27 protein-coding genes are annotated in these 25,870 nt (G+C 66.7%); 14 read left to right on the forward strand and 13 right to left on the reverse strand.

Features of this window, described 5'->3' with window-relative positions:
- Positions 1-34: 34 nt before the first annotated feature.
- Together KBY97_RS04235 and KBY97_RS04240 are read right to left on the reverse strand one after the other, a co-directional pair.
- Positions 35-451 carry a DUF1818 family protein gene (locus KBY97_RS04235; RefSeq protein WP_255145440.1) on the reverse strand — a complete coding sequence of 139 codons (417 nt, stop codon included), beginning with the start codon at positions 449-451 and terminating at the stop codon, positions 35-37.
- 114 nt (positions 452-565) lie between these two features.
- Positions 566-796: a DNA-directed RNA polymerase subunit omega gene (locus KBY97_RS04240; protein ID WP_255145441.1), complete on the reverse strand. Its 231-nt coding sequence runs from the start codon at positions 794-796 to the stop codon at positions 566-568.
- A gap of 126 nt (positions 797-922) precedes the next feature.
- On the opposite strand from KBY97_RS04240, the gene KBY97_RS04245 reads away from it, so the two are divergent.
- From KBY97_RS04245 to KBY97_RS04255, 3 genes are all read left to right on the forward strand, one after another.
- Positions 923-2,530, forward strand: coding sequence for an Hsp70 family protein (locus KBY97_RS04245; RefSeq protein WP_255145442.1), 1,608 nt, complete (start codon positions 923-925; stop codon positions 2,528-2,530).
- A gap of 206 nt (positions 2,531-2,736) precedes the next feature.
- Positions 2,737-3,531, forward strand: a complete 795-nt coding sequence (locus KBY97_RS04250; protein ID WP_255145443.1) for a hypothetical protein — start codon at positions 2,737-2,739, stop codon at positions 3,529-3,531.
- Between the two features lie 45 nt (positions 3,532-3,576).
- Complete coding sequence (locus KBY97_RS04255; protein ID WP_255145444.1) at positions 3,577-3,798, forward strand: ferredoxin-thioredoxin reductase variable chain; 222 nt, start codon at positions 3,577-3,579, stop codon at positions 3,796-3,798.
- An 11-nt stretch (positions 3,799-3,809) separates the two neighbouring features.
- Here KBY97_RS04255 and pyrR read toward each other — a convergent pair whose 3' ends face one another.
- Entirely contained in the window at positions 3,810-4,358 is a 549-nt protein-coding gene (gene pyrR, locus KBY97_RS04260) for a bifunctional pyr operon transcriptional regulator/uracil phosphoribosyltransferase PyrR (protein WP_255145445.1), read from the reverse strand.
- A gap of 243 nt (positions 4,359-4,601) precedes the next feature.
- Here pyrR and gpmI point away from each other — a divergent pair, with 243 nt between their 5' ends.
- From gpmI to msrB, 3 genes are all read left to right on the forward strand, one after another.
- Positions 4,602-6,182: a 2,3-bisphosphoglycerate-independent phosphoglycerate mutase gene (gene gpmI / locus KBY97_RS04265; protein WP_255145498.1), complete on the forward strand. Its 1,581-nt coding sequence runs from the start codon at positions 4,602-4,604 to the stop codon at positions 6,180-6,182.
- Between the two features lie 92 nt (positions 6,183-6,274).
- Positions 6,275-6,505, forward strand: coding sequence for a preprotein translocase subunit SecG (gene secG / locus KBY97_RS04270; protein ID WP_094512713.1), 231 nt, complete (start codon positions 6,275-6,277; stop codon positions 6,503-6,505).
- 16 nt (positions 6,506-6,521) lie between these two features.
- Positions 6,522-7,004 (forward strand): peptide-methionine (R)-S-oxide reductase MsrB, encoded by a 483-nt coding sequence (gene msrB / locus KBY97_RS04275; protein ID WP_255145499.1) that lies wholly within the window; start codon positions 6,522-6,524, stop codon positions 7,002-7,004.
- A gap of 358 nt (positions 7,005-7,362) precedes the next feature.
- On the opposite strand, the gene groL is transcribed toward msrB, so the two are convergent.
- Complete coding sequence (groL, locus tag KBY97_RS04280) at positions 7,363-9,000, reverse strand: chaperonin GroEL (protein ID WP_255145446.1); 1,638 nt, start codon at positions 8,998-9,000, stop codon at positions 7,363-7,365.
- A 124-nt stretch (positions 9,001-9,124) separates the two neighbouring features.
- Positions 9,125-9,436: a co-chaperone GroES gene (gene groES / locus KBY97_RS04285; protein ID WP_255145447.1), complete on the reverse strand. Its 312-nt coding sequence runs from the start codon at positions 9,434-9,436 to the stop codon at positions 9,125-9,127.
- Positions 9,437-9,682: 246 nt separating this feature from the next.
- Here groES and atpD point away from each other — a divergent pair, with 246 nt between their 5' ends.
- Together atpD and atpC are read left to right on the forward strand one after the other, a co-directional pair.
- Positions 9,683-11,149, forward strand: a complete 1,467-nt coding sequence (atpD, locus tag KBY97_RS04290) for a F0F1 ATP synthase subunit beta (RefSeq protein ID WP_255145448.1) — start codon at positions 9,683-9,685, stop codon at positions 11,147-11,149.
- A gap of 42 nt (positions 11,150-11,191) precedes the next feature.
- A complete protein-coding gene (gene atpC / locus KBY97_RS04295) occupies positions 11,192-11,599 on the forward strand; it encodes an ATP synthase F1 subunit epsilon (RefSeq protein ID WP_255145449.1) in 408 nt (135 codons plus the stop codon).
- 372 nt (positions 11,600-11,971) lie between these two features.
- Here the strand turns inward: atpC and KBY97_RS04300 are convergent, their stop codons facing one another.
- On the reverse strand, positions 11,972-12,424 hold the full coding sequence (locus KBY97_RS04300; RefSeq protein WP_255145500.1) for a 30S ribosomal protein PSRP-3: 453 nt from the start codon (positions 12,422-12,424) through the stop codon (positions 11,972-11,974).
- A 120-nt stretch (positions 12,425-12,544) separates the two neighbouring features.
- Between KBY97_RS04300 and KBY97_RS04305 the strand changes: the two genes are divergently transcribed.
- Positions 12,545-13,300, forward strand: coding sequence for a TIGR01548 family HAD-type hydrolase (locus KBY97_RS04305; protein WP_399217267.1), 756 nt, complete (start codon positions 12,545-12,547; stop codon positions 13,298-13,300).
- A gap of 45 nt (positions 13,301-13,345) precedes the next feature.
- Here the strand turns inward: KBY97_RS04305 and KBY97_RS04310 are convergent, their stop codons facing one another.
- Complete coding sequence (locus KBY97_RS04310) at positions 13,346-14,665, reverse strand: aminopeptidase P N-terminal domain-containing protein (RefSeq protein WP_255145450.1); 1,320 nt, start codon at positions 14,663-14,665, stop codon at positions 13,346-13,348.
- A 110-nt stretch (positions 14,666-14,775) separates the two neighbouring features.
- On the opposite strand from KBY97_RS04310, the gene KBY97_RS04315 reads away from it, so the two are divergent.
- From KBY97_RS04315 to ald, 5 genes are all read left to right on the forward strand, one after another.
- On the forward strand, positions 14,776-15,792 hold the full coding sequence (locus tag KBY97_RS04315) for a CNNM domain-containing protein (RefSeq protein ID WP_255145451.1): 1,017 nt from the start codon (positions 14,776-14,778) through the stop codon (positions 15,790-15,792).
- Positions 15,789-17,105 (forward strand): GTP-binding protein, encoded by a 1,317-nt coding sequence (locus tag KBY97_RS04320; protein WP_255145452.1) that lies wholly within the window; start codon positions 15,789-15,791, stop codon positions 17,103-17,105. The genes KBY97_RS04315 and KBY97_RS04320 overlap by 4 nt, the downstream gene beginning before the upstream one ends.
- Positions 17,102-17,716 carry a nicotinate-nucleotide adenylyltransferase gene (locus KBY97_RS04325; protein WP_255145453.1) on the forward strand — a complete coding sequence of 205 codons (615 nt, stop codon included), beginning with the start codon at positions 17,102-17,104 and terminating at the stop codon, positions 17,714-17,716. Before KBY97_RS04320 ends, KBY97_RS04325 begins: the two co-directional genes overlap by 4 nt.
- Complete coding sequence (locus tag KBY97_RS04330; protein ID WP_255145454.1) at positions 17,716-19,413, forward strand: NAD+ synthase; 1,698 nt, start codon at positions 17,716-17,718, stop codon at positions 19,411-19,413. The genes KBY97_RS04325 and KBY97_RS04330 overlap by 1 nt, the downstream gene beginning before the upstream one ends.
- 75 nt (positions 19,414-19,488) lie before the next feature.
- The gene (ald, locus tag KBY97_RS04335; protein WP_255145455.1) at positions 19,489-20,628 is read left to right on the forward strand and encodes an alanine dehydrogenase; all 1,140 of its coding nucleotides are present in this window, start codon (positions 19,489-19,491) and stop codon (positions 20,626-20,628) included.
- Positions 20,629-20,634: 6 nt separating this feature from the next.
- Here the strand turns inward: ald and KBY97_RS04340 are convergent, their stop codons facing one another.
- From KBY97_RS04340 to atpA, 6 genes are all read right to left on the reverse strand, one after another.
- Entirely contained in the window at positions 20,635-21,738 is a 1,104-nt protein-coding gene (locus KBY97_RS04340) for a DUF3326 domain-containing protein (protein ID WP_255145456.1), read from the reverse strand.
- On the reverse strand, positions 21,735-21,962 hold the full coding sequence (locus tag KBY97_RS04345; RefSeq protein ID WP_255145457.1) for a hypothetical protein: 228 nt from the start codon (positions 21,960-21,962) through the stop codon (positions 21,735-21,737). Before KBY97_RS04345 ends, KBY97_RS04340 begins: the two co-directional genes overlap by 4 nt.
- 28 nt (positions 21,963-21,990) lie before the next feature.
- Positions 21,991-22,314: a 2Fe-2S iron-sulfur cluster-binding protein gene (locus KBY97_RS04350; protein ID WP_255145458.1), complete on the reverse strand. Its 324-nt coding sequence runs from the start codon at positions 22,312-22,314 to the stop codon at positions 21,991-21,993.
- A gap of 315 nt (positions 22,315-22,629) precedes the next feature.
- On the reverse strand, positions 22,630-23,355 hold the full coding sequence (locus KBY97_RS04355) for a TIGR02466 family protein (protein WP_315857137.1): 726 nt from the start codon (positions 23,353-23,355) through the stop codon (positions 22,630-22,632).
- Positions 23,336-24,289 (reverse strand): F0F1 ATP synthase subunit gamma, encoded by a 954-nt coding sequence (locus KBY97_RS04360; RefSeq protein WP_255145459.1) that lies wholly within the window; start codon positions 24,287-24,289, stop codon positions 23,336-23,338. The genes KBY97_RS04355 and KBY97_RS04360 overlap by 20 nt, the downstream gene beginning before the upstream one ends.
- A gap of 26 nt (positions 24,290-24,315) precedes the next feature.
- A complete protein-coding gene (atpA, locus tag KBY97_RS04365) occupies positions 24,316-25,833 on the reverse strand; it encodes a F0F1 ATP synthase subunit alpha (protein ID WP_255145460.1) in 1,518 nt (505 codons plus the stop codon).
- Positions 25,834-25,870: the final 37 nt, after the last annotated feature.

Below are 25,870 nucleotides of genomic sequence, written 5' to 3' on the forward strand. Positions count from 1 at the left end.
GGCCAGGAAACAGGGTGCTGATCAGCAGTGCTGATCAGCCGCCCAATCCCTCCTTGGTCTCACACAAGGCCGGCTCCAGCACCAAGGGCGCCAAGGCCTCTGCCAGGGCGGAGCTGGCCGCGGGCGTCCAGCTCCCCTCCAGGCCCCGATGCCCATCGGCGGGCGCCAGCACGAAGCGCAGTGCCCAGGAGCGACGATCGCCCGTAAGGCCGAGCCACCAGGGACCGCGTTCCAGATCCAGCTCCAGGTTTTCTTCTGCCATCAGCTGGCCGGCAATGGCGGCGTGTTGCTCGATCAGCTCGAGCACGCCCCTGCGCAGTTCGGCCGCTTCCGCCAGGCTCAATTCCGCCGCCCAGCCATCGCCGCCGATCAACACAGCAAAGGGATGGCGGCCAGCCTCAAGAGCCAACCGCCATCCCTCCCCTTCAGTCGCAAATCCCGCCGGATGCATCAGGCTGCAGTCGTCACGATTGGGAGCGCGGCGCGAGCCGGAGATCGCAGCTCATCTGCGGCGGCGCCAGCCGACGCCCACAGCAGAAAAGCGGTGGCGCCAGCGGCGAGCCAATCAGCCAGGCAGCAGATCGGGTTGATCCTGCTCATCGGAGAGCTCCACGATGGCCCGCTGCACGGGCTTGATCATCGAATCCTCCAGCAGTCCGTCGAAATCATCGAAACGGCGCTGCTTGGCCCGAAAGGCGATCTTCACGGTGGTGAGGTAGCGGTTACTCGCCTGCCGAATCAGGCTTTCGGCTCGCTGGGCCAGTTCCTTCGGGTTCACCGTGGCGCCGGAATACATAGGAAACATTGATTTTCCTGACCTTAGGCCAGCTCGGGCGTGGGGGCGCTCGGGCGTGAGCTTCAGCGGGCCAGCGGATGCCCGCGGCCATCCGCCAAGCTGCGCGGAGCCCTTCGCCCGCACACGATGGCGACACCCGGCACCCTGGCGATCGACCTCGGCAGCACCACCACCGTGGTGGCCTTCCAGGCGGCCGACGGCGGCGCACCCCAGCTGGTGGAGATCGCCCCCTACAGCTGCTCTGACCCCTGTGTGGTGCCCAGCCTGCTCTGGCTTGCCAGCGCCACAGCGGAGCTGCCGCTGATCGGCCGCCAGGTGATCGAAGCCGGACTCGCCGGCAGCGAAGGCCCGGAGCTGTGTCGCGATTTCAAGCGCGGGATCGGCGGCGCCGGCGGCTCAGGTGGCTCTGGCGGCGCTGGTGCCAAAGGTGCAGATGGCGCCGTTACTGCCGTGCTGTCGCCGGAGCAAGCCGGCGCGATGCTGCTGCGGCAGCTCTGGCGCCGCCTGCCAGCGCAGCTGGCGCCCACCCGCCTGGTGCTCACTGCGCCGATCGACGGCTATCGCGGCTACCGCGAATGGCTGCACAGCGTCAGCCAGGACCTGGCCGTTGAGGAGGTGGCCCTGGTGGATGAGCCCACTGCCGCCGCCATCGGCGCCGGCTTGCCTCCCGGCAGCCGCGTACTGGTGGTGGATCTCGGCGGTGGCACGATCGATCTTTCGCTGGTGGCCCTCGAAGGCGGCGAAGGCCGCGCCGCGCCGGTGGCCCAGCTGCTGCGCTTCGCCGGCCGCAATCTCAGAAACAGCAGCCAGAAGCTGCGCTGCGCCCGGGTCGTGGGCAAGGCAGGCGTAGCCCTCGGCGGCCGGGACATCGATCGCTGGATCGCCGCAGCGCTGTGGTCGCAGGTGAATGGCCACGGCCAGCCGCCCTCCTCTTGGCTGGAAGCTGCAGAAACCCTCAAGTGCCAGCTGAGCGAGCACACCGAGGCGTCGGTGCTGGCGGTGCTGCCGGGCGGAACCAGCCGCTTGCTGCAACTCACCCGCCAGGAACTGGAATCCATCCTGCTGGAGCAGGGATTTCTCTTACTCCTGGAGGAACTGCTGGAGCGGGTGCTCGCCGCCGCCAGGGCGGAGGGACTGGGGCTGGCGGATGTGGAGGCCATCCTGCCGGTGGGGGGCAGCAGCCGGATTCCGCTCGTGCGCCACTGGCTGCAGGAGCGTTGCCCCGGGGTGACCCTGCGCGACGAGCGACCGATCGAGGCGGTGGCCCTGGGGGCGCTGGCGCTCACCCCTGGCGTGCGGATCAAGGACGTGCTCGCCCGGGGCGTGTCCCTGCGCTGCTGGGACCAGCGCAGCGGCAGCCACCGCTGGCATCCATTGTTCGTCGAGGGGCAGAACTGGCCCACCACGCAGCCGTTGGAGCTGCTGCTCGCCTGCAGCCACGACGGCCAGGAGCAGATCGAGCTGGTGCTGGGGGAGCCCCGCGACGACGAACGCTCCGAGGTGGTGTTCCGCGATGGACTGCCCCAGCTGCGGCGACGTCCCGCTGGGGAGGCGGAGGTGCAGCCCTGGGGCCAGCAACCCGCGCCGATCAGCCTCGATGCCCCTGGAAAGCGCGGCAGCGATTCCCTGCGGCTGCATTTCCAGATCGACGGGCAGGGCCAGCTGGTGCTGGAGAGCGAAGACCTGAGCACCTCCCGGCGCTCGCCAGCTCAGCCGCTTGGCCCGGTGCGCTGAGACGGCAGGTGGCCTCTGAGCAAGCCTTGGAACCAGCTGCTTGTCGCCAAGATCGACTATCGCCAAAGGCAATTGTCGCCACAGTTCAGTGGACGACGGAGCGGCTGACCCCGGAGCGCTGAAACCAGCAGGTGCAGTTCATAGAAAGGTAGACCTGCCCGCCCCTTGCCTTGGCCATTCGCCGCCACAGGCTTCCGCGTTTCTGGTTGGCTCTCACTCTTGGCCTGGTGGCCATCGTGATCGGCGCCGCGCGTTGGTGGGAAGAGCAACTTCCCGGCCGCCTGGAGCGGGCGGCCAGCGAGGGGCGCTACGAGGCTTGCCTCGCCTACAGCGACCAGCTGGCTTCGCTGCGCTGGATGACCGGACGCGCGCCGCGCGAACAGGGCCGCTGCCGCCGTGCCCATGCCGAGCGGCTCTGGCAGGAGCAGCGCTGGCAGGAGGCGCTTCAGCTGCAATTGCTGCTGGCCAATTCCGAAGCAGGCATCGACATCGACCGGGACCGGCTGCGCTCCTGGCAGGAAGACCTGCGCACCAAGGCGATGGCCCGCTTCGAGGCTGGAGATCTGGAGGGAGCGATGGTGTTCCTCAAACCGATGGGCGAAGACCGCCACCCCGCCGGCGACGCGCTCGGCGACAACTTCAGGGAGTTCTGGAGCCGCAACCGCTATCAACAGCAACGGGCCACCCAGCTGGTGGAGCAGAAGCGCTGGTGGGAGGCGCTTGAGGCCCTCAATCGGATCGACCATCCCTGGTGGAGGTCGCAGTCTGCGGTCCTGCGCAGGCAGGTGGAAACCGCCATTTCCGGCCTGAAAACCCAAGAGCAGGAACACCACAGCCACGGCGCTACGGCGGCCAACTCCGTGCCAGTGGCGGAGCTGGATGCGGCCATCAAGGGCCTGATCGCCCAAGGGGTTGACGACTGGTCGGCCTTCACGCGGGCCTGCCGGCAACTCGGGGGGAAGGTGGTGGAGAGCGGTCCGGAGACCACCTGTCAACGCTGAGGGCCTGGCGTGACAGGATTGCCGCCGTCCGCCACCGCATCCTTCATGAAGCAGGGAGAACAGGTCAGGGTCTGCCAGAGCGTCGTGGTGTACACCCATCCAGAGCACCGCGGTCAGCCCTTCGACCTCCAGGGCCTGGAGGGCGAGGTGTTCCAGGTGCTTGACGAGTGGAAAGGCCGTCCGATCAGCCCGACCCTGCCGGTGGTGGTGGCATTCGGCCGCTATCGCGCCCATTTCCGCCCCGACGAGCTCGAGCCGGTGGCCTGAAGGGCCCGGCCTCAGGGTTTGAGCAGCACCACACCATCGCGACCATCCACGCCAGCCAGCAAGAGCTGAATCGATTCCTGACGGCTGGTGGGCACCACCCGACCGCAGAAATCGGGCTGGATCGGCAGTTCCCGGTGTCCCCGGTCCACCATCACCAGCAGACGCACCACCGCCGGGCGGCCCCAGGCGTGCAGAGCTTCCAGGGAGGCGCGCACCGTCCGTCCGGTGAAGATCACGTCGTCCACCAGCACCACATGGCGGCCTTCAAGCGCCGCCGGCAGCTGGGTGGCCTGCACCATGCGGGTGCCGACCCGGGCCAGGTCGTCGCGGTGGAAGGTGGGATCAAGGCTGCCCTGATCCACCGAATGGCCGCAACTGGCTTCGAGCTGGGCGGCCAGCACCCGTGCCAGTTCCACGCCACGGGTGGGAATGCCGAGCAGTAACAGCTGGCGGCTGTCGGGCGCGCTCTCCAACACCTGGGAGGCGAGGCGATGGACCGTGCGGGTCAGATCCTGGGCGGAGAGGATCTCCACGCAATGGTCACCGATTGACGACACCATGGGGGAATCCCGGAGCTGAAATGGTAAGGGAACCGACTGGCGCTTATGCCCATTAGCTGACGCTTACCGGCTCGCTTTCTGTGATGCAGAGATCACACTGTAATTTTGAGGGCGATCAGCCTGTATCAGGGCTTTGCGGAAGAATCGGTGACCGACATTCCTTCCAAGGGCTCCAGCTCTCGCCTGAGCGGCTCACTCCCTCCTCCCCCCTCAGGACCCGTGGATCACCGCTACGTGTCACCAGTGGTGCTGGCCATTCTCGATGGCTGGGGATACCGCGAAGCCAGCGATAACAATGCGATCCGCGCCGCCAGCACCCCGGTGATGGATGCGCTCTGGGAGGCCTACCCCCACACCCTCATCCAGGCGAGCGGCGGCGATGTGGGCCTGCCCGACGGCCAGATGGGCAACTCGGAAGTGGGCCACCTCACCATCGGCTGCGGGCGGATCATCCGTCAGGAGCTGGTTCGCATTGGCAAGGCGGTGAAAGACGGCAGCCTTGCCGCCAATCCCGCACTCAATACGCTGGCCGACACCCTGCTGGTCAACGGCGGCACGCTCCATCTGATCGGCCTCTGCTCCGACGGCGGCGTGCATAGCCACCTCGATCACCTCGGCGGTCTGCTGCAGTGGGCCGCAGGGCGCGGCCTCAGCGACGTCTGCATCCATGTGATCACCGACGGGCGCGACACCCCACCCCAGAGCGCAATCGCCTTCCTCGACCGCATCGACGCCCAGATCGCCGCCGCCGGCGTCGGGCGCATCAGCACGATCTGCGGCCGTTACTGGAGCATGGACCGTGACAACCGCTGGGACCGCACGGAGAAGGCCTACCGATTGCTCACCGAAGCCAGGCCGGCCGACGGCCCGCTCTCAGCTCAGCAGGTGGTCCTGGCGGCCTACGACGCCGGCACCAACGATGAGTTCCTTGAGCCCTACCGCCTCAGCCCCGGGCATCTGAGCCCCGGCGATGGCCTGATCTGTTTCAACTTCCGCCCCGACCGGGTGCGTCAGCTGGTGCGCGCCCTGGTGCTCGAACAGTTCAGCGGTTTCTCCCGCGACCGCATCGAGCCCCTGCACCTCGTCACCTTCACCCAATACGAGCAAGCCCTCAACGTGGCGGTGGCCTTCCCCCCCGAATCACTCGATGGCCTGCTCGGCCAGGTGGTCTCCGACCATGGGCTGCGTCAGCTGCGCACCGCCGAAACCGAGAAGTATCCGCACGTCACCTATTTCCTCAACGGCGGCATCGAGCAGCCCTTCAACGGCGAAGACCGCCATCTGGTGCCCTCCCCGCGCGTGGCCACCTACGACCAGGCGCCGGAGATGTCCGCTGCCGCCCTCACTGACAGCTGCATCGCCTCGATCAACAAAGGCATCTACTCCCTGGTGGTGATCAACTACGCCAATCCCGATATGGTCGGCCACACGGGGCAGATGGAGGCCACCGCCGCCGCCATCGCCACTGTGGATCACTGCGTGGGCCGGCTGATGGAAGCCACCAATCGGCAGGGGGGCACACTGCTGATCACCGCCGATCATGGCAACGCCGAAGTAATGAAAGGGGAGGACGGGCGGCCCTGGACGGCCCACACCACCAACCCGGTTCCGGTGATCCTGGTGGAAGGGGAACGGCGCAAGCTGGCTGGCCACGGCACGGATGTGCGCCTGAGGGAAGGGGGCGGCCTTGCTGACATCGCCCCCACCCTGCTGGAGATCCTTGAGCTGCCTGTGCCCGCCAACATGACGGGCACCTCCCTGGTCGAGCCATCGCCCCTGCTGCCCACTCCTGAGCCCTTGCGGCCACGGGCGCTGCAAGTCTGAAGCCGGCGGGCCATCAAGGCCGTCAGCCTGCCCGCACCCTGAAATGAGGCTGACCCTGGCGTTCGGGCCTCGTGTTTGGGTAGGGTTTGAAGATGATCACCACGGTTCTTTCCTGGATCTGGGCCGCCCTCGGCGTGCTCCTGATTGCCAGCGTGTTGCTGCACAGCCCCAAGGGCGATGGCATGGGAGGCCTGGCCAGCAGCGGCGGGTCGATGTTCAGCAGCGCCCGCAGCGCCGAAGCCACGCTCAACCGCGTCACCTGGACCCTTCTGGCACTGTTTCTTGGTCTCGCTGTGGTGCTGAGCGCCGGCTGGCTGCGCTGACCCTGCCGTGACACCCATCAAACGCCGTGGTCTGCTGGCCTCCCTGGCCCTGCTGGTCTCCCCCCTGCTGGGAGGCCGCAAAGCTGAAGCTGCTGGCAAGGCAGGCGATCCCGCCTGGCAGCTCAGTGAGGCCGTCTGGAAGGAGCGGCTGAGTCCAGCCGCCTTCGCCGTGCTGCGCCGTGAAGGCACGGAACGGCCGTTCTCCAGCCCGCTCAACAACGAAAAGCGAGCCGGTACCTACGTGTGCGCCGGCTGCCGTTTGCCGCTGTTCGCCTCCACCACGAAATTCGACAGTGGCACCGGCTGGCCCAGCTTCTGGCAGCCCCTGCCGAATGCGGTGGTCACCCAGCTGGATTTCAAATTGATCGTGCCCCGCACGGAATACCACTGCCGCCGCTGCGGCGGGCATCAGGGCCATGTGTTCAACGATGGACCCAGGCCCACCGGCAAGCGTTACTGCAACAACGGCGTCGCGCTTGCCTTCGTGCCCGGCAAGTAGGCATCAGCTGCAGCAGGGCCGCTGAGCCCTAGCCTCGTTGCGGCGCCGCAACATCACTCCTGACCCGACGCTGCGCCTGGACCACTCCTGCACCACTGCTTGCGGTGTAGCTCTGCGCACGCACTGTGGCGCCGACACGGCGGGCAAAAGCACAAAAAAAGAGCAGGCTCTTGGCCTGCTCCTGTGATGCACTGGTCGATGGCAGCTGATCTGGTGCTGGTTGGCAACGGATCCGCTCGCAGCAGCCTTTTCGAAGCTGATGATCCGAATCTGCTGGTCTGAAGCTGCTGGCTTGAAGCCGTGACGGTTGATCGGGGCAGGATCCGCAGGGTGAACCTGCGGATCCTGTGGCTGACGATCAGTAGTCGAAATCGCCGCCCATGCCGCCACCGCCGCCGGCGGGAGCAGCTTCCTTCTTCTCGGGCAGATCAGCCACGATGCACTCGGTGGTGAGCACCATGCCGGCGATCGAGGCGGCGTTCTGCAGGCCGGAGCGGGTCACCTTGGCGGGATCAACGATGCCGGCAGCCAGCATGTCGACGTACTCGCCGGTGGCGGCGTTGTAGCCCTCGTTGAAGGGCATGCCCTTGACGTGCTCAGCCACGACAGCGCCGTTAACGCCGGCGTTCTGGGCGATCCGCATCAGCGGAGCGGTGAGCGCGGAGGCCACGATGGTGGCACCGATCAGCTCTTCGCCGGAGAGATTGGCAGCCGCCCACTCCTCGAGGGCCGGAGCCAGGTGAGCCAGGGTGGTGCCGCCACCAGGAACGATGCCTTCCTCAACAGCCGCCTTGGTGGCGTTGATGGCATCTTCCAGGCGCAGCTTCTTGTCCTTCATCTCGGTTTCGGTGGCTGCACCCACCTTCACCACGGCGACACCGCCGCTCAGCTTGGCCAGACGCTCCTGCAGCTTCTCCTTGTCGTAGGAGGAGTCGGTTTCGTCGATCTGCTTGCGGATCTGCTCCACCCGGGCCTTGACGGCCACTTCGTTGCCTTCGGCGACGATCGTGGTGGTGTCTTTGTTGATGGTGATGCGGCGGGCGGTGCCCAGCATCTCCAGCTTGGTGTTCTCCAACTTGAGGCCAGCGTCCTCAGTGATCAGCTGACCATTCGTGAGGACAGCGATGTCCTCAAGCATGGCCTTGCGGCGATCGCCGAAACCAGGGGCTTTGACGGCGGCCACGTTGAGCACACCGCGCAGACGGTTCACCACCAAGGTGGCGAGGGCTTCCTTCTCGATGTCCTCGGCGATGATCAGCAGCGGCTTGCCGGTCCGGGCGATCTGCTCGAGCACAGGCACCAGGTCCTGCACCAGGCCGATCTTCTTGTCGGTGAGCAGGATGTAGGGCTCGTCGAGCACCGCTTCCATCCGCTCGGTGTCGGTGGCGAAGTAAGGGGAGATGTAGCCCTTGTCGAAGCGCATGCCTTCGGTGACCTCCAGTTCGGTGGTCATCGATTTCCCTTCTTCCAGGGAGATCACGCCTTCCTTGCCAACCTTGTCCATCGCGTCGGCGATCATGCGGCCCACCTCTTCGTCGTTGCCGGCGGAGATGGTGCCCACCTGGGCGATGGCGTTGCTGTCAACGATCGGCTTGGCGTGCTCTTCGATCTTCTTGACAAGGAAATCGGCAGCCTTGTCGATGCCCTTCTTGAGGGTGATGGCGTTGGCGCCCGCAGCCACGTTGCGCAGACCAGCCTTGACCATGGCGTGGGCCAGGACGGTGGCGGTGGTGGTGCCGTCGCCGGCGGCGTCGTTGGTTTTGGAGGCGGCCTGACGGATCAGGGCCACACCGGTGTTCTCGATGTGGTCTTCCAGCTCGATCTCTTTGGCGATCGTGACGCCGTCATTGATGATCTGGGGGGCGCCGAATTTCTTCTCCAGCACCACGTTGCGGCCCTTGGGGCCGAGGGTGACGGCAACAGCCTCGGCGAGGATGTCGATGCCTTTTTCGAGGGCCCGGCGGGCGTTCTCGTTGTAAATGATGCGTTTGGCCATGGAAGGGATGGTCCTTGCGGTAGTGAGTAGTGGGTTGACCGGATGCCGAAGCCTCGCGGTTCAGATCGTGATCTTGATCAGTGACGACAGGTGAAGCTCACAGAGCCTCTTCGCCGGCAACGAATCAGTCGACGATGGCGAGAATGTCTTTTTCGGAGAGCAGCACGAACTCATCGGTGCCGAGCTTGATATCGGTACCGGCGTACTTGCTGTAGAGCACCTTGTCGCCGATGCTCACTTCAGGAGCCTGGCGGGAGCCGTCCTCGTTGCGCTTGCCGGGGCCCACTTGGACCACCTCGCCCACCTGGGGCTTCTCCTTTGCAGTGTCGGGAAGCAGGATGCCGCCCGCGGTTTTTTCCTCCGATTCGGACACCTTGATGAAAATGCGATCTCCAAGGGGTTTGACAGTGGAGACGCTGAGGGAGACAGCAGCCATGGATCGTTTCGAATGCAGTGGTGCGGCGCCATTGGCGCCACAGGGGGGAGTGAATTAGCACTCGCCCTGCCTGAGTGCCAACCTATGGCGGTGGAAGGGTTCAGCGCAATCGGCGCGGTGTGCGGTTGACCGAACCCACTCGCCCGCCAAGGTGCTCCGCCCTTCAAAGCCTGGCCATTGGCGGTGGTAAGGTGGCGCGGCTTCAGGCGGGCGCGCGTCCCGCTGCGCGATCTTCCTTCCTTTCCTATGGCTGCTGCTGCTCCCGTCAACACCGGCTACAAAGGTGTTGTCCGTCAGGTGATCGGCCCCGTTCTCGACATTGAATTTCCGGCCGGCAAACTGCCCCGCATCTTCAATGCCATCCGCGTTGAAGGCCGCAACTCCTCGGGTCAGGACATCGCCCTCACCGCCGAAGTCCAGCAGCTGCTCGGCGATCACCGTGTGCGTGCGGTGGCCATGAGCGGCACCGACGGCGTCGTGCGCGGCATGTCCGCCCTCGACACCGGCGCCCCGATCAGCGTTCCCGTGGGTGAGGCCACCCTCGGCCGCATCTTCAACGTGCTCGGGGAGCCGGTGGATGAGCGCGGACCGGTCACCTCCACGCTCACCTCGCCGATCCACCGGGAGGCCCCAAAGCTGATCGAGCTTGAAACCAAGCCCAAGGTGTTCGAAACCGGCATCAAGGTGATCGACCTTCTGGCTCCTTACCGCCAGGGCGGCAAGGTTGGCCTGTTCGGCGGCGCCGGTGTGGGCAAAACCGTGCTGATCCAGGAGCTGATCAACAACATTGCCAAGGAGCACGGCGGCGTTTCCGTGTTCGGCGGCGTGGGCGAGCGCACCCGTGAAGGCAACGACCTCTACGAAGAGTTCAAGGAATCCGGAGTGATCAACTCTGAAGACCTCCCCAAATCCAAAGTTGCGCTCTGCTTTGGCCAGATGAACGAGCCCCCTGGCGCCCGCATGCGCGTGGGTCTGTCAGCCCTCACCATGGCTGAGCACTTCCGTGATGTGAACAAGCAGGATGTGCTGCTGTTCATCGACAACATTTTCCGCTTTGTGCAGGCCGGCTCCGAAGTCAGCGCCCTGCTCGGCCGCATGCCCTCGGCCGTGGGCTACCAGCCCACCCTCGGCACCGACGTCGGTGGGCTCCAGGAGCGCATCACCTCCACTCTTGAAGGTTCGATCACCTCGATTCAGGCCGTGTACGTGCCTGCCGACGACCTCACCGACCCGGCTCCAGCCACCACCTTCGCGCACCTCGATGCCACCACGGTGCTGAGCCGCGGCCTGGCCTCGAAGGGCATCTACCCCGCCGTCGACCCGCTCGACTCCACCAGCACCATGCTGCAGCCGGCGGTTGTGGGTGATGATCACTACCGCACCGCCCGTGCCGTGCAATCCACCCTGCAGCGCTACAAAGAGCTGCAAGACATCATCGCCATCCTCGGCCTCGACGAACTCTCCGAAGACGACCGTCGCACCGTGGACCGTGCCCGCAAGATCGAGAAGTTCCTCTCTCAGCCTTTCTTCGTGGCCGAGATCTTCACCGGCCAATCCGGCGAATACGTGAAGCTAGAAGACACCATCAATGGCTTCAACATGATCCTTGCTGGTGAGCTTGACGATCTGCCCGAGGCAGCGTTCTATCTCGTGGGTAACATCGATCAGGTGAGGGCGAAGGCCGCCAAGATCCTCGCTGACGCCAAGTCCTGATTGGCGACGGACCGCCTCTGATCTCCCTGTCACCTTCTCGCCATGACTCTCAATCTCCGTGTTCTGGCACCCGACCAGAGCGTTTTCGACGGCAGCGCGGATGAGGTGATCCTGCCCAGCACCACTGGGCAGCTGGGGATCCTCCCCGGCCACGTCTCCTTGCTCACCGCCCTTGATGTCGGTGTGATGCGCTTGCGCAGCGGCAAAGGCTGGACCTCCATCGCCTTGATGGGTGGTTTTGCCGAAGTCGAAGCCGACGAAGTGACCGTGCTCGTGAACACCGCCGAGCTCGGTGAAAAGATCGATGCCGCCGCCGCTGAGCAACAGGTGGAAGAAGCCCAGCTGTGCGCAGCTGGCTTCGAGGGCCAGCCGCCCAGCACGGAAAAGGTGAAAGCCGTCCAGAACCTGGCACGCGCCCGAGCCAGGCTTCAGGCCACTCGCAAGGCTTGATCGATCAACAGATCAACAGCGTCGCGGATGAACTCGGACCGGCTCGACAGGCCGGGCCTAGAACTCTGCAAGCCTCCAGTCCTACAACTCCACCCGAACGTCCCCATCCGCCTGGCGAGGTCAGAGGGGCGAAACGGTCTCAAACCATTCGGCGGGTTTGATGGTCAAGCCAGGTGACGTTCATAGTGGCTGCAAAGCCAAAGCTGTGATCGCATAAAAAAAGGCCCCTTCTCGCGGGGCCTTTTCCATTCTGGCGGGCGTCTGTCAGGGCAGGTATCTGTCAGTCTGAGGGGTGGCACCCACACACAGTGCCCGTTTGCTCCTGCAGTGCTTGAACCTGGCCAGAACAGACTGACCAGGCTTCGACGCCGATCAGGCGGTTCCGCAGAAGGTGACGTCGGGGAACTTGAGCTTGGCTTCATCGAGCGACTTGCCTTTGCCCTCTTCCTGCCAGTAGTTGATCACCTCGGTGGCCTTGTTGAGGATCTCCACCCTCTCGTTGTCGGTGATCCAGGATTTGGCTTCCAGTTCGCCTTTAAGGGTTTCCCATGCATCTTCCCGCGGCCAGAAGAAGTAGGACGTCAGGGGGCTGGGGCCACCGCCCACGATCTGATCAACGGCCAGCGCGACGTTGTCGGGCAGCCAGAGGATCTTGAGCAGGAAGCGCCCTTCATCCGCTTTCGGCGTGTGGCCGGAAGGAACGCCATCTTCGTCGAGGGTGGCCGTGGCCAGTGCGGCGCTGGCGCCACGCAGCACAGGACGCCCCTCGCGGGCGCCACTCGGATCCGCAGCGACGGGAAGGATCTCAGGCATGGCGGCGGGCATCGCAGAAACCACCGCGTCAGGGCTTTCGCTGGCCGTCATAGGTTCGGCGCTCAAGGAAGACACTCAAACAAGTAACCTACCAGCCCCGGCCTCCCTGCCCTGAAGCCCCGCGCTGTTCTGCTGTTCGACATCGACGGGGTCATCCGCGACGTCAGCGGCAGCTACCGCCGCGCCCTGGCCGAAACCGTTCACCACTACAGCGGTTGGAAGCCCGAGCCGGCCCAGGTCGATGCACTCAAAAGCGAAGGCCTGTGGAACAACGACTGGGAAGCGTCCCTGGAGTTGCTGCGCCGCCACGGCCTTGAGCCACTGCCCAGCCATGGCGCCTTGGTGAAGGTGTTCAGCCAGCTCTATTTCGGAGGTGACCCGGATGGCCCGCCGGAAGCGTGGCAGGGCTTCATCCGCGAAGAAACACTGTTGGTGCAGCCGCCGTTCTTCGAGGCGCTGGGCCAGCATGGCTTCGCCTGGGGGTTCGTGAGCGGAGCCGAACCGGCTTCCGCGCGCTTTGTGCTGCATCAGCGGCTCGGATTGCCGCGGCCCCCTCTGATCGCCATGGGTGATGCCCCGGACAAACCCGATCCCAGCGGACTGCTCACCCTTGCGGCTCGCCTGGCCACCACCGAGCTGGGCCTTGACGCTCCCCTGGTGGCCTATGTGGGCGACACCGTGGCGGATGTGGAAACCGTTCAGCGCGCCCGGGCCCACCATCCCGATCAGGCCTTTGTGAGCCTGGCGGTGGCTCCGCCCCATCTGCAGGCTGCAGGAGCGGGGGCGCAGCGGTTGGTCTACGAAGACCACCTCCGCCAGGCAGGCGCCGATCACATTCTGGCCAACACGGCGCAGGCTCCTGAGTTGCTGAACCACCTGCTCAGCTGAACCACCTGCTCGGCTGTGCCAGCAGCCCGGTCGATACGGCCAGCCTCACCGCTCCATGGCTTCTGCCGATTTGAGCGCAGCGGCGGTGAGCACCTCGTGCCCGCTGGAGGTCACGGCCACATCGTCTTCGATGCGAATGCCGATCCCCTTCCAACGCGCGTCGATGGCGGGCTGGCCATCCGGCACGGGCAACCGATCACTCACATAGAGGCCCGGCTCCACGGTGAGCACCATGCCAGGCTCGAGCGGCACCGGATGCTCACCGAGGCGGTACGCCCCCACGTCGTGGACATCGAGCCCCAACCAGTGGCCGGTGCGGTGCATGTAGAGGTGGCGGTAGGCGCCCTGCTCGATCAGCCCATCCACCTCCCCCTGCAGCAGTCCCAACTCCACCAGACCCCCTACCAGCACCCGCACCGCGGCCGCATGTACCTGCTCGGCATCGGCACCAGGCTGCACGCAGGCGATCGCCGCCTGCTGGGCGGCCAGCACCAGGTCGTAGAGCGCGCGCTGCTCCGCGCTGAAGCGCCCGCCCACCGGGAAGGTGCGGGTGATGTCGCCGTTGTAGTAGTCGCTGAGGCTGCAACCGGCATCGATCAGCAGCAGATCGCCGTCCCGCAGGGGGGCATTGTTGCTCGTGTAGTGCAGCACACAGGCGTTATCGCCACCGGCGACGATCGAGCCATAGGCCGGCCCACGGGCGCCCTGGGCCAGAAAGTGCTGCTCGATCGCGGCCTGCACCTGCCGCTCGTTCAGCCCGGGCCGGGCCACCTGCCGCGCCAGTTCATGGGCTTCGGCGGAGATCCGGGCGGCTTCGCGCAGGCGCTCCAGCTCGTCCTCGGTCTTGCGGAGGCGTAACTGGTGCAGCAGCGGGCAGGGCGCCACCAGGCCAAGCGCCGCCTGACCGCTGCGCGGAGCCCGGTCGAGCTGGGCGGCCCAGGCGGAGAGCACCAGCGGCTCCACGCTCGGATGGCGACCCACCCGGAACGCGATGCCTTCGGCCCCCTTGAGGTACTCGGCCAACCGCTCGGCCAGCTCCGCGCGCGGATGGGCCAGGTCGGCGCCGAACTGGGTCACCGCGCCTTCACAACCCCAGCGGAAACCGTGCCAGACCTCCGCCGAAGGGTCCTTCGGTTCCACGAACAACACGAACGGGTGTTCGCTGCGATGCGGCAGGAACAGCGCCACAGCCCCCGGTTCATCGAAGCCGGTGAGGTACCAGAAATCACTGTGCTGGCGGAAGCCATGCTCCACATCGGCGTGATGGGTGACCAGCGGAGCGGCGGGAATCACGGCGGCCACGGCACCGAGCCGTTCCAGGAAGAGCGCGCGACGCTGCTGGAAGACGGTGGCAGAAATCACCATGGGGAAACCACGTATCGGCGGGACAGGGACTTAGACGATTAAATAAGGGCATGGAATGCCCTGCCTTGGTGAAGGCGCCGACATGAGCGAGCTGGGAAAGGCGCGCCACCATGAATGAGCTGTTCGGCCTGGCAGCACTGGTGGTGGTGATTCTGGCGGGATCGGCACTGTGCTCAGGCGTTGAGGCGGCCATCCTCACGGTCAACCCCCTCAAGGTTCATGAACTGGCGGGCCGTCCAGTGCCACCGCGCGGTGCCCTGGCCCTGCAGCGCCTGAGGAACCGCCTGGGCCGCGCCCTGGCGGTGCTGGTGATTCTCAACAACGGCTTCAACATCTTCGGCAGCCTGATGATCGGCAGCTACGCCGGCTGGGTGTTCGCCCAACTGGGCGTCTCCGGCGTGGCTCTGCCCCTCTTTTCGGTCGGCCTCACCGTGCTGGTGATCCTGCTGGGTGAAATCCTGCCCAAATCGCTCGGCAGCAGCATGGCGATGCAGGTGTCCCTGGCCAGTGCCGCCACGATCAACGTGTTGCTGCGGCTGATGTTGCCGCTGGTGCTGGTGCTTGAACGGCTGATGCCGGCGATCACCGCCGAAAGCGAGCTCAGCACCGATGAGGAGGAGATCCGGCTGCTGGCCAGGCTCGGCTCACGCACCGGCCAGATCGAAGCCGACGAGGCCGCCATGATCGGCAAGGTCTTCCAGCTCAACGACCTGACCGCGCGTGATCTGATGGTGCCCCGGGTGGCAGCCCCCACCCTGCAAGGGATGGCCAGCCTCGAGAGCGTGAAGCCTCAGCTGCTCGCCCAGCACGCCCCCTGGTGGGTGGTGCTCGGCGAAGAGGTGGACGAAGTGCTGGGGGTGGCCAGCCACGAGAGCCTGTTGCAAGCCCTGGTGGAAGGGCGCGGCGAAGCCACGACCTTGAGCCTCACCAGCCCTGTGGAGTTCGTGCCCGAGATGATCCGCGCCGACCGTCTGCTCACCGCCTTCCGGCGCAGCAGCCATTCCGTGCGGGTCGTGGTGGATGAATTCGGCGGCTTCGTGGGTGTGATCGGTGCCGACGCCGTGCTGGCGGTGCTGGCCGGCTGGTGGCGGCGGCCGCAGTCGCCTGCAGAGGCCCACCCCGAATGAGGCCCACCCCCGACACCCCCACCCGTTGCCGGCAGTTGCTCCGGCACTGGCGTTCGGAGCTCGACCTGAGCCCGCGCGAGCGTTCGGTGCTGGGGCCGGAGCTGGCGGCGCTTGATCGCCAGATCGAGCGGCTGGAGCAGGGGCGCCTGCGGCTGGCGGTGTTCGGCCGTGTGGGCGTGGGCAAATCCAGCCTGCTGAACGCCTTGCTCGGCCGTTCCCGCTTCGCCACCGACCTGGCCCATGGCAGCACCCGCCGGCAGGACCGGGAACGCTGGCAGCAACCGATCGTGGGTCTCGCCGGCGTTGAGCTGGTGGATACCCCCGGCATCGACGAAGTGGATGGTCCGGCCCGCCAGCGGCTGGCTGCGCGGGTGGCGCTCGGCGCCGATCTGCTGCTGTTCGTGCTCGACGGTGATCTCACCAGAGCGGAAGCCGAAGCCCTGGAGCAGGTGCTCGGCTGGGGCAAGCCACTCCTGCTGGTGGTGAACCGCATCGACTGCTGGCCAGCCAGCGAACGCGCCCCGCTGCTGGAGAGCATTCGCCGCCGGTTGCCCGCTGCCGCCGCCGGCCTGGATCTGGTGGCCGTGTCGGCCGCCCCGCGGCAGGCCCAGCTCCTGGCCGACGGGCGAGTGCGCAGCGAAGCCCAGCCTCCCGCCATCGAACCCCTGCAGAAGCGGCTACTGGCCCTGCTGAGCAGCCACGGGGCCTTGTTCCTCGCTCTCAACAGCCTCAGGGCGGGAGATCGCTTCGCCCAGCACCTGCAGGCTCAGCGCCTACGCCAGCATCAACAGCGGGCCCATGGGGTGATCGGGAGGTTCGCCACCCTCAAAGCCGCTGGCGTTGCCGCCAATCCCCTGGTGCTGCTGGATCTGGCTGGATCCATCGCCTGCGACACCGCCCTGGTGATGCAGCTCTGCCGGCTCTACGGACTCACCATCAACGGCGCCCAGGCGCGGCGGCTGCTGGCCCGGCTGTCGGGCCACAGCGCCCTGCTGGGCGGCACCCAGATCGGCATCCAGCTGCTGCTGGGCGCCCTGCGTCAGGCGCTGCTGGTGGCAGCCCCGTTCACCGCCGGGCTCTCCCTCGCCCCTGCCGCGCCCGTGGCCCTGGCCCAGGCGGCGCTTGCCGTTCACACCACCCGGCTCACTGGCAGGCTGGCCGCTGCAGAGTTGCTGAAGGCGGCCCAGCAAGGCGCAGCCCGCCCTGGGGCCCTGCTGCGACGCCTGGCCCGGCAGGATCCCCAGACCCAGGCCTGGCTGCAGCAGTGGCCGCCTCGCGGCTGGGACCCGGCCGTGCAGGGGCTGCAGCCATGAACGCCCCCGCACAAGTGGCCCTGTTCGGCACGAGCGCCGATCCGCCCACCCTCGGACACCGGGCCCTGCTGCAGGCGCTGGGAGAGCGCTATCCGGTGGTGCGCACCTGGGCCAGCGATAACCCCTTCAAGCAGCATGGAGCCCCCGTCGAGGTGCGCGCCGTGCTGCTGCGGGCGCTGGTGGAGGGCATCGGCAATCCCCGCATTCAGGTCGACCAGAGCCTCAGCCACAGCCGTGCCCTCCACACCCTGGAGGAGGCCCGTGTCCACTGGCCCGAAGCCGATCTGATCTTTGTGGTAGGCAGCGATCTGCTGCCGCAGATCCCCCGTTGGTATGCGGCCGATGCCCTGCTCGCCGCCTGCCGGCTGGCCGTGGTACCACGCCTGGGCTGGCCGCTCGACGCGCTGCAGATCGATGGCCTGGTGCAACGGGGAGCCCGGGTGGAGATGCTGCCGCTGCAGATCCCAGCCACAGCCAGTTCCCAGTTGCGCCTCCATCCCGACCCCCAGCTGATCCCAGAGGAACTGTGGCCGGAGCTGCGCAAGCGCAATCTCTATGGCCTTGGCGATGGGGCGGCCAGCCTGCGGCCCGCCACCCCGCCGCGGCGCTGATGCGGCTCGCCCTCGCCCAGATTGACCCGCTGGTGGGAGACCTACCCGGCAACGGCGCATTGCTGCTGGAGTGTTGCCGCCAGGCCGCCGCCGCCGGGGCCGATCTGGTCGCCAGCCCCGAGCTGTCGCTGTGGGGATATCCACCGCGGGATCTGCTGCTGCGGCCTGCGCTGCTGCGCCAACAGCAGCAGGTGCTCAACGAGCTGGCCCAAGAGCTGCCCGCCGGACTGGCGCTGTTGGCGGGCATCGCCGAGCCGGTGGCCGGCAGCGGGCTGCCGGCGCTGCACAACGCCGTGGCCCTCGTGGAGGAAGGCGGGTGGAGCATCGTGGCCCGCAAGCGCCTGCTGCCCAGCTACGACGTCTTCGACGAACGCCGCTACTTTCAGCCGGCCGACGCGGCCTGCCTGATCGAACGCCAATGGGGAGGGCGGCTGTGGCGCATCGGCCTGACGATCTGCGAAGACCTCTGGGTGGAGGAGCGCCTGCAGGGGCATCGGCTGAGCGGGGTGGACCCGATCGCTGCCCTGATGCCGCTGCAACCCGACCTGCTGCTGAACCTCTCGGCCTCTCCGTTCGTACAGGGCAAAGCGGCGCTGCGCCGCCGGCTGGCCCAGGCGGCGGCCGCCCGGCTCCATTGCCCGGTGGCGTACGTGAATCAGGTGGGCGGCAACGATGAGCTGGTGTTCGATGGCGGCAGCTTCGTGGTGGACGCAGGTGGTGCCATGCTGCTGCAGATGCCCTGCGCCGCGGTGGGCCTGGCTGTCTGGGACAGCAATTCGAGCGCTGACTCCGCCGCTCCCGTTGCCTCACCCCTCGATCCGATGGAGCAGCTGTTCCGGGTGCTGGTGCTGGGGGTGCGCGACTACGCCGGCAAATGCGGCTTCCGGCAGGCGCTGCTTGGGCTCAGCGGTGGCATCGATTCGGCGCTGGTGGCCGCCGTGGCCGTGGCAGCCCTGGGGGCCGACCAGCTGCTTGCCCTGCTGATGCCTTCCCCCTACAGCTCAGCAGGATCACGCACCGATGCGATCCAACTGGCCGATCGCCTCGGCATCGCCCACGGTTGCGTGGCGATCGAACCGCTGATGCGGGGATTCGATCAGGCCTTGGCAGCTCCACTCGGAGCGGCACCCACGGGCCTGACGGCCGAGAACCTGCAATCCCGCATCCGCGGCACCCTGCTGATGGCCCTGGCCAATGCCCAGGGCCGGCTGTTGCTCTCCACCGGCAACAAATCAGAGCTGGCCGTGGGCTACTGCACCCTCTACGGCGACATGAACGGGGGCCTGGCCGTGATCGGCGACCTCTACAAAACCACCGTGTTCCGCCTCTGCGCCTGGCTCGACAGCCCCGCCGCCGCCGACTGCCGCCGCAGCTGCGGGCTGCCGGGCAGCGGCGAGCTGATCGGCGCGGCGATCCGCGAGAAGCCGCCGAGCGCCGAGCTGCGGCCCGATCAGCGTGACACCGACTCCCTACCCGACTACGACGTGCTGGACCCCCTGCTACGGGGCTTCATCGAAGAGCTACGCAGCCCGGAGGAGCTGGTTGCCGCGGGCACGGATGCACAGCTGGCCCAGCGTGTGTACCGGATGCTGCGCCGGGCCGAGTTCAAGCGACGCCAGGCCGCGCCCCTGCTCAAGGTGAGTGGCCGGGCCTTCGGCAGCGGCTGGCGCATGCCGATTGCCGCTGCCAACGATTGAATCGTCTGCCGATGCGGACCAATTCCTGGCAGTGAGGCCTCGCCGCCGCCAGTGTGTAAGCAGATTGAGAGTTGCATGACCAGCCCCGGTTCCACCGCACCGATCGCGAGCATCGGCGTGCCCACGGAAATCAAGCGGGACGAACAGCGGGTGGCCCTCACCCCCGATGGTGTCAGGGAGCTGGTGTCCCATGGCCTGGAGGTGCGGGTGCAGAGCGGCGCCGGCAACGGCGCCGGCATCGATGATTCCAGCTACGCCGAAGCCGGGGCGCAGTTGGTGAACCAGGAGGAGGCCTGGGCAGCCCACCTCGTGGTCAAGGTGAAGGAGCCCCAGGCCGAGGAGTTCCGCTTTCTGCGCGGCGACCTCGTGCTGTTCACCTACCTGCACTTGGCGGCCTACCCCGATGTTGGCCGGGCCCTGCTGGACGCAGGCACCACCGGGGTGGCCTACGAAACCGTTCAGCTCGACAATGGCAACCTGCCGTTGCTGGCGCCGATGAGCGAGATCGCCGGCCGGCTCGCCGCCCAGGTGGGTGCGCACCTGCTCGAAAAGCCCCATGGCGGCCGCGGGGTGCTGATCGGCGGTTGCACCGGCGTCAGGCCGGCGCGGGTCGTGGTGCTCGGAGCCGGCACGGTCGGCTGGAATGCGGCCCGGCTGGCGGCGGCGATGGATGCGGAGGTGTTCCTGCTCGATCACTCCCCCCAGCGCCTCCGAAGCCTTGAATCCGACCGGAGCGGCCGGCTGGTGAGCCTGGTGAGCAGCCGTGGCCTGATCGAGCGCATGGTGCCTGGTGCCGATCTGCTGATCGGAGCGGTGCTCACCCCCGGCGGTCGGGCGCCCACCCTGGTGGACGAAGACCTGGTGCGGCGCATGAAACCCGGCTCCGTGATCGTCGATGTGGCGATCGACCAGGGCGGCTGCATCGCCACCAGCCGCGAAACCACCCACACCGATCCGGTGGTCACGATCCACGGCGTGCAGCATTACGCCGTCGGCAACATGCCCGGCGCCGTTCCCTTCACCTCCACCGAAGCGCTGGTGAGCGTCACCCTGCCTTACATCGTCGGCATTGCCGGCCGGGGGCTGGTGGAGGCGGTCACTGAGCGGCCCGAGCTGCTCTCCGGTCTGAACACGGTGGATGGGGCGGTGTGCCATCCCGGGGTGGCCAAAGCGCTGGGCGTGCCCACCCGCCACCCGATGGCCTGCCTGCGCTGAGCCGGATCACAGCGGCGCGTCGGCACCACCGAGCGAGGCGAGCGGGCGCACCAGGGCTTGCAGGGCAATTCCCTCACGCAGGGCCAGCACAAAACCCGCCGCCTCGGCATAGGTGGCGGCCGGGAGCACAGGAATCCCCAGGGCGGCCCCTGTGACCTCCAGCACACAGGCATTAGCTTGAACGGCGATCACCGGCAGGCCCCGTTCGGCGCAACGCAGCACGGCCTCGCCCCCCAGCGCTCCAGCCGGGGCCACCACGGCCCCGATCCCGGCAGGGTGGATCGCCCCGGCAGGCAGCACCGCCGAAGCGGCCAGGGGGGAAGGGGGCTGCAACGGCACCAGATCGGGAGCGCGGCTCAGGCCCACCAGCACGCAGGGCAAAAACGTGTGACCCAGTTCTTCCGCTGCAGCCCGCGGATCAAGACCGATCTCCAGCGGCAGGGGAGCCAGGGCGGGAGCATGGGCACAGGGAATGCCCAGATGGCGCCCGAGCAGGTGGCTGATCACCGCTTCGGCCCCGGCCAGTCCGTCGACGCCATTGCCACCGCGATAGGCCGCCAGCTCCTGTTGGCCGTTGTCGTCCGGGAAGCGGGTCACCACCGCGATGGCCGTGGCTCCCGCCTCTCGCAGGCGTTCCCCGGCGCGCAGCAGCTCGTCTGGGTGCTGGAGCCCACCGCCGCTCGCGCCGCTGCTGCTGCGGCTCAACGCCACACCGAGGGGCCGCTCGGTGATGAGCACCGGGCCCACAGCAAGGCCAAGCGTGGCCCGGCAGGCATCCGCCACCTGCAGGTGCCGCTGACGCAGGTCCGGCTCGATGCCAGCATCCAGCAATAGGCCCACCTGGCGCTGGCGCACGGGCGCAAGTGCCAGATCCCCGGCAGCGAAGCGGTTCAACGCCCAACCCTCTACGTAATGAATCCTCGGGTCGCTCCAATACAGGGCGGCGCCATTCATCACGTTTGGGTGGGTGATCAGGCAGCCGCTGGCCGCCGCCAGCAGGCGGGCCGCCGGCAGACCATCACCCGCATAGCCACCGATTTGACAACCGATCCCGGTCGGGATCACCAGCAGGAGCGGGAAGGGCGTTGCTGAGCCGATGGCAGGGGTCATGGCTCCACCAGCAGCACCGCTTCCAGCCGCGCGCGCCTGGCACCGCGCTCATCACCATCGATGGCCGTGATCGCCCAGCGCAGCGGCACGCCCTCTTCGCGATCGAGAGCTGCCAGCACAGTGGTCAATACAGAAGCCGAAGGCGACGGGGCGCGTGACGCTGAGGCGGGCGACGACGCAACGGCCGGCAGCGGCACCCACACCTCCCTGGCGATCAGCCGCACGGCACCCGTGGCCTCAGCGGCCCGCGGCTCACTTCTGGTACTGCCCGAACTGGGCCAGATACAGGGCATCCTCCTGGCCAGCCATCAGCTGGAGATCACTGCGTGGGTAGGACACGCAGAGCAGCGCGTAGCCCTGGGTCTGCAGGTCGGCCTTCACGCCCATGGCGTCGGGCTGGTGCACCGTTCCCTCCGTAATCACGGCCGCACAGGTGGTGCAGACCCCCGAAAGACAGGAACTGGGCAGCGGCACGCCAGCGGCTTCAGCCGCCGACAGCACCGTCTGATCGGCGGTGCAGGAAAAGGTATGGGTGGCGCCGTCGAGCGCAGCGACGATGGTGAAGGTTTCACTCATGGCAGGAAGTGCAAGCGGCGGAGCTGCTCCGCCTACGGAAGGCAGCGGTCCCATCTTCCTGGACGGCGGAGCAGCACGGGGCTTTCAGGCGTCACCGAGGGTCGCGCAAGGGCCTGGAACGTGAATGGGGAGAGGAGCCGGAGAGGCGGATTCGTGGGTGGAGGCGAGAAGATGGCGGAGCAGTGGGCAGTGCTGGGTGATGTAGTGCGGGGGGCGGTGCGGGGTGAAGCAGTGCGGGGCGGTGCTGATGGTGCTGGGTGAGAAATAGTCGCGGCGGACGGCGAAGCTGCCGGCGAATGGCGAGTGGATCGAGGTTCACGCCGTGGGCCCAAGGGGTGTCCATGCACCGGGGTGGGGAGCCAGAAACTCGGGGGGGCGGCTGTTGGAGGCCCGGGCGGAGAGGAAGAGATCAAAGCTGACAGAACAGCGCCGCTCATCGTCCTCGTTGGGCAGCACCGCGTGGTCGGTGGCCGCAGGAAAAAGCACCAGCAGGCCAGCCTGGGGAGCCACATCCTGCCAAGGGGCGTTGAGGGGGTGATCGGCAGAAATCGGCCCGCCGTGGCCGACGGCCAGGCCCGGCACCAGTTCGTTCACCTGCCGGTGCGGGAAGAGCCGGAGGGAGCCGCAACGGCCACTGCCATCACCCGTGATGTAGTACACGGCACTGAGGTGGGCGTTGGGGTGGTGGTGACGCCCGACCGCTTGCCCCGGCTCGCTCACCACGGGCCAGGCCCGCTGCAGATGCAGCTCCAGCTGATCGGTGTCGAAGCCCAGCACCCTCAAATAGGCCATAGCAACAAGCTGCAGCTGGCCGACCAACCAGCCAAAGGCAGGGCGGCGGTGTACCTGCCACGCGTCATGAAGGTCACCTGTCCAGGCGCAGCCTTCAGACGGATTGCCCGAATCAGCACCACGAAGCTGCAGAGCATCCTGCAGCATCACGGCTGAATCGAGCGGGTCGGGCCGCAGTTGCTGACGCGCAAGGGCCAGCGGGAACAGTGGCTGGATCTCGATGATGGCCTCAGCCCATCGCCGAGCCACCCACGATTTCCAGGATCTCCTGGGTGATCGCAGCCTGGCGGGCCTTGTTGTAGTCCAGGGTGAGCGACTTGGCGAGCTCCTTGGCGTTGTCGCTGGCGCTGTTCATGGCCGTCATACGGCTGGCCAGTTCGCTGGCGGCCGCTTCCTGGAGGGAACGCAGCAGCTGGTTATCGAGATACAGCGGCAGCAGGGCATTGAGCAGCTGGTCGGGGCTCTGCTCAAACACAAACTCCGACTCCAGTGGCGGCATGGTGTTGTCGGAGGGCACACCCCGTTCCACCGCGAGCCGGCCTTCCCGGGTGGTGAGCCGGAAGATCTCATCATCTTGGGCAGCAATGCCCTGGGGATCAAGTGGGAGAAGGGTCTGGGAAACAGGGCCACTGCTCACCAAGTTGATGAACTTGGTGTAAATCATCTCCACCCGATCCGTGCTGCCCGAGAGGAAACCCGCCAGAATTTCGTCGCCGATCTTGCCCGCTTCGTCTGCGGTTGGCACCTGCTCAAGGCCTGTGAACGTGGCGAGGATCGGATAGGAGCGGTTCTTGAAGTAGCCGGCAGCCTTGCGCCCGATCAGCACCAGTTCCACAGTGAAACCCTGGCCCTTGAGCTCGGCAAAACGCTGCTCCGTGCGCTTGATGATGTTGGCGTTGTAGCCACCGCAGAGGCCGCGGTCGGCGCTCACCACCACAAGGGTGATGTGGCGCACAGGACGGCTTTGCTCCAGCAGAGGGGTGTTGGCAACGTCCTCGAAACGCAGACGGGTCTGCAGGTTTTCGAGCATCCGAGCCAGGCGGTCGGCGAACGGCCTCGACCGCAGCACCTGTTCCTGGGCACGCCGCACCTTGGCGGCCGCGACCATCCCCATGGCCTCGGTGATCTTGCGGGTGTTCTTGACCGAGCTGATGCGGTCGCGTGTTTCCTTGAGGTTCGCCATGGTTCAGGTGCTTCGCTTCGGGGAGATCAGGCCGAAGCCAGAAGGGTGGAGGTGACTTCGCTGATGGCCGCCTTGAGGATGGCCTCGGAGGATTCGCTCAACTGCTTCTCGGTTTGCACCTGATCGATGTAGGCGGAAGCATTGGTCTTGAGGTATTCACGCAGCTCGCGAACGAACTGGGTCACCTGGTCGATGGCGACATCGTCGATCAGGCCCTTGACCCCGGCGTAGACCACTGCCACCTGCTCCGCCAGGATCAGCGGGCTGTACTGGGGCTGCTTGAGAAGCTCACGGAGGCGCTTGCCGCGGCCGAGCTGCTTCTGGGTGGCGGCATCCAGGTCGGAAGCGAACTGCGAGAAGGCAGCGAGTTCGTCGAACTGAGCCAGTTCCAGCTTGAGGGTGCCGGCAATCTTCTTGATGGCCTTGGTCTGGGCAGCACCGCCCACGCGGCTCACCGAGATGCCCACATTGATGGCGGGCCGCAGACCGGAGTTGAACAGGTCGGAGGTGAGGAAGATCTGGCCATCCGTGATCGAGATCACGTTGGTGGGGATGTAGGCGGAAACGTCTCCTGCCTGGGTTTCGATGATGGGCAGAGCGGTCATGCTGCCTTTGCCCATGGCATCGGAGAGCTTGGCGGCCCGCTCAAGCAGGCGGCTGTGGCAATAGAAGACGTCACCGGGGTAAGCCTCACGACCGGGCGGGCGGCGCAGCAGCAGGGACATCTGGCGGTAAGCCTGGGCCTGCTTGGTGAGGTCGTCGTAGATCACCAAGGTGGCCTGGCCTTTGTACATGAAGTACTCGGCAATGGCCGCACCGGCGTAAGGGGCGAGGTACTGAAGGGCTGCTGGCTCTGAGGCGCAAGCCGCCACAACGATGGTGTAATCGAGGGCGCCTTTCTCACGCAGCACGTCGATGACGTTGGCCACCGAAGCCTGCTTCTGGCCGATTGCCACATAGACGCAAACGACACCCTCGCCCTTCTGGTTCAAGATGGTGTCGATCGCAATGGCGGTCTTGCCGGTCTGGCGGTCACCAATGATCAGCTCCCGCTGGCCGCGGCCGATCGGGATCATGGCGTCGATCGCTGTGATGCCGGTCTGCATCGGCTCGTGGACCGACTTGCGCTGGATGATTCCAGGAGCAGCCGACTCAATCAGGCGGGTTTCCGTTGTGGCGATCTCGCCTTTGCCGTCAATCGGCCGGGCCAACGGATCCACCACACGCCCGAGCATGGCGTCGCCCACCGGCACCTGGGCGATGCGGCCGGTGGCTTTGACGGTGCTGCCTTCCTGAATATTGATGCCTTCGCCCATCAGCACCACCCCGACGTTGTCGTCCTCAAGGTTGAGGGCGATGCCCTCGGTGCCGTCTTCGAATTCCAGCAGCTCGCCCGCCATCACCTGCTCAAGCCCATAGACCCTGGCGATGCCGTCGCCCACCTGGAGCACCGTGCCGACGTTGCTGACCGAAACGGACTTGTCGTAGTCCTCGATCTGCTGCTTGAGGATGGCGCTGATCTCGTCGGGACGGATGGAAACCATGGGTTCAGTTCCCCGCGCGGGGAGTCGATGGAAGGAG

Source organism: Synechococcus sp. ATX 2A4 (assembly GCF_024346375.1).
GTDB lineage: Bacteria > Cyanobacteriota > Cyanobacteriia > PCC-6307 > Cyanobiaceae > MW101C3.

Bases quoted from the DNA above. Each gene is read 5' to 3' on its own strand.
- KBY97_RS04235 (WP_255145440.1), bottom strand. From the start codon at position 451: ATGCATCCGGCGGGATTTGCGACTGAAGGGGAGGGATGGCGGTTGGCT.
- KBY97_RS04240 (WP_255145441.1), bottom strand. From the start codon at position 796: ATGTATTCCGGCGCCACGGTGAACCCGAAGGAACTGGCCCAGCGAGCC.
- KBY97_RS04245 (WP_255145442.1), top strand. From the start codon at position 923: ATGGCGACACCCGGCACCCTGGCGATCGACCTCGGCAGCACCACCACC.
- KBY97_RS04255 (WP_255145444.1), top strand. From the start codon at position 3,577: ATGAAGCAGGGAGAACAGGTCAGGGTCTGCCAGAGCGTCGTGGTGTAC.
- pyrR (WP_255145445.1), bottom strand. From the start codon at position 4,358: ATGGTGTCGTCAATCGGTGACCATTGCGTGGAGATCCTCTCCGCCCAG.
- secG (WP_094512713.1), top strand. From the start codon at position 6,275: ATGATCACCACGGTTCTTTCCTGGATCTGGGCCGCCCTCGGCGTGCTC.
- groL (WP_255145446.1), bottom strand. From the start codon at position 9,000: ATGGCCAAACGCATCATTTACAACGAGAACGCCCGCCGGGCCCTCGAA.
- groES (WP_255145447.1), bottom strand. From the start codon at position 9,436: ATGGCTGCTGTCTCCCTCAGCGTCTCCACTGTCAAACCCCTTGGAGAT.
- atpD (WP_255145448.1), top strand. From the start codon at position 9,683: ATGGCTGCTGCTGCTCCCGTCAACACCGGCTACAAAGGTGTTGTCCGT.
- atpC (WP_255145449.1), top strand. From the start codon at position 11,192: ATGACTCTCAATCTCCGTGTTCTGGCACCCGACCAGAGCGTTTTCGAC.
- KBY97_RS04300 (WP_255145500.1), bottom strand. From the start codon at position 12,424: ATGCCCGCCGCCATGCCTGAGATCCTTCCCGTCGCTGCGGATCCGAGT.
- KBY97_RS04310 (WP_255145450.1), bottom strand. From the start codon at position 14,665: ATGGTGATTTCTGCCACCGTCTTCCAGCAGCGTCGCGCGCTCTTCCTG.
- KBY97_RS04315 (WP_255145451.1), top strand. From the start codon at position 14,776: ATGAATGAGCTGTTCGGCCTGGCAGCACTGGTGGTGGTGATTCTGGCG.
- KBY97_RS04320 (WP_255145452.1), top strand. From the start codon at position 15,789: ATGAGGCCCACCCCCGACACCCCCACCCGTTGCCGGCAGTTGCTCCGG.
- KBY97_RS04325 (WP_255145453.1), top strand. From the start codon at position 17,102: ATGAACGCCCCCGCACAAGTGGCCCTGTTCGGCACGAGCGCCGATCCG.
- KBY97_RS04330 (WP_255145454.1), top strand. From the start codon at position 17,716: ATGCGGCTCGCCCTCGCCCAGATTGACCCGCTGGTGGGAGACCTACCC.
- ald (WP_255145455.1), top strand. From the start codon at position 19,489: ATGACCAGCCCCGGTTCCACCGCACCGATCGCGAGCATCGGCGTGCCC.
- KBY97_RS04340 (WP_255145456.1), bottom strand. From the start codon at position 21,738: ATGACCCCTGCCATCGGCTCAGCAACGCCCTTCCCGCTCCTGCTGGTG.
- KBY97_RS04350 (WP_255145458.1), bottom strand. From the start codon at position 22,314: ATGAGTGAAACCTTCACCATCGTCGCTGCGCTCGACGGCGCCACCCAT.
- KBY97_RS04360 (WP_255145459.1), bottom strand. From the start codon at position 24,289: ATGGCGAACCTCAAGGAAACACGCGACCGCATCAGCTCGGTCAAGAAC.
- atpA (WP_255145460.1), bottom strand. From the start codon at position 25,833: ATGGTTTCCATCCGTCCCGACGAGATCAGCGCCATCCTCAAGCAGCAG.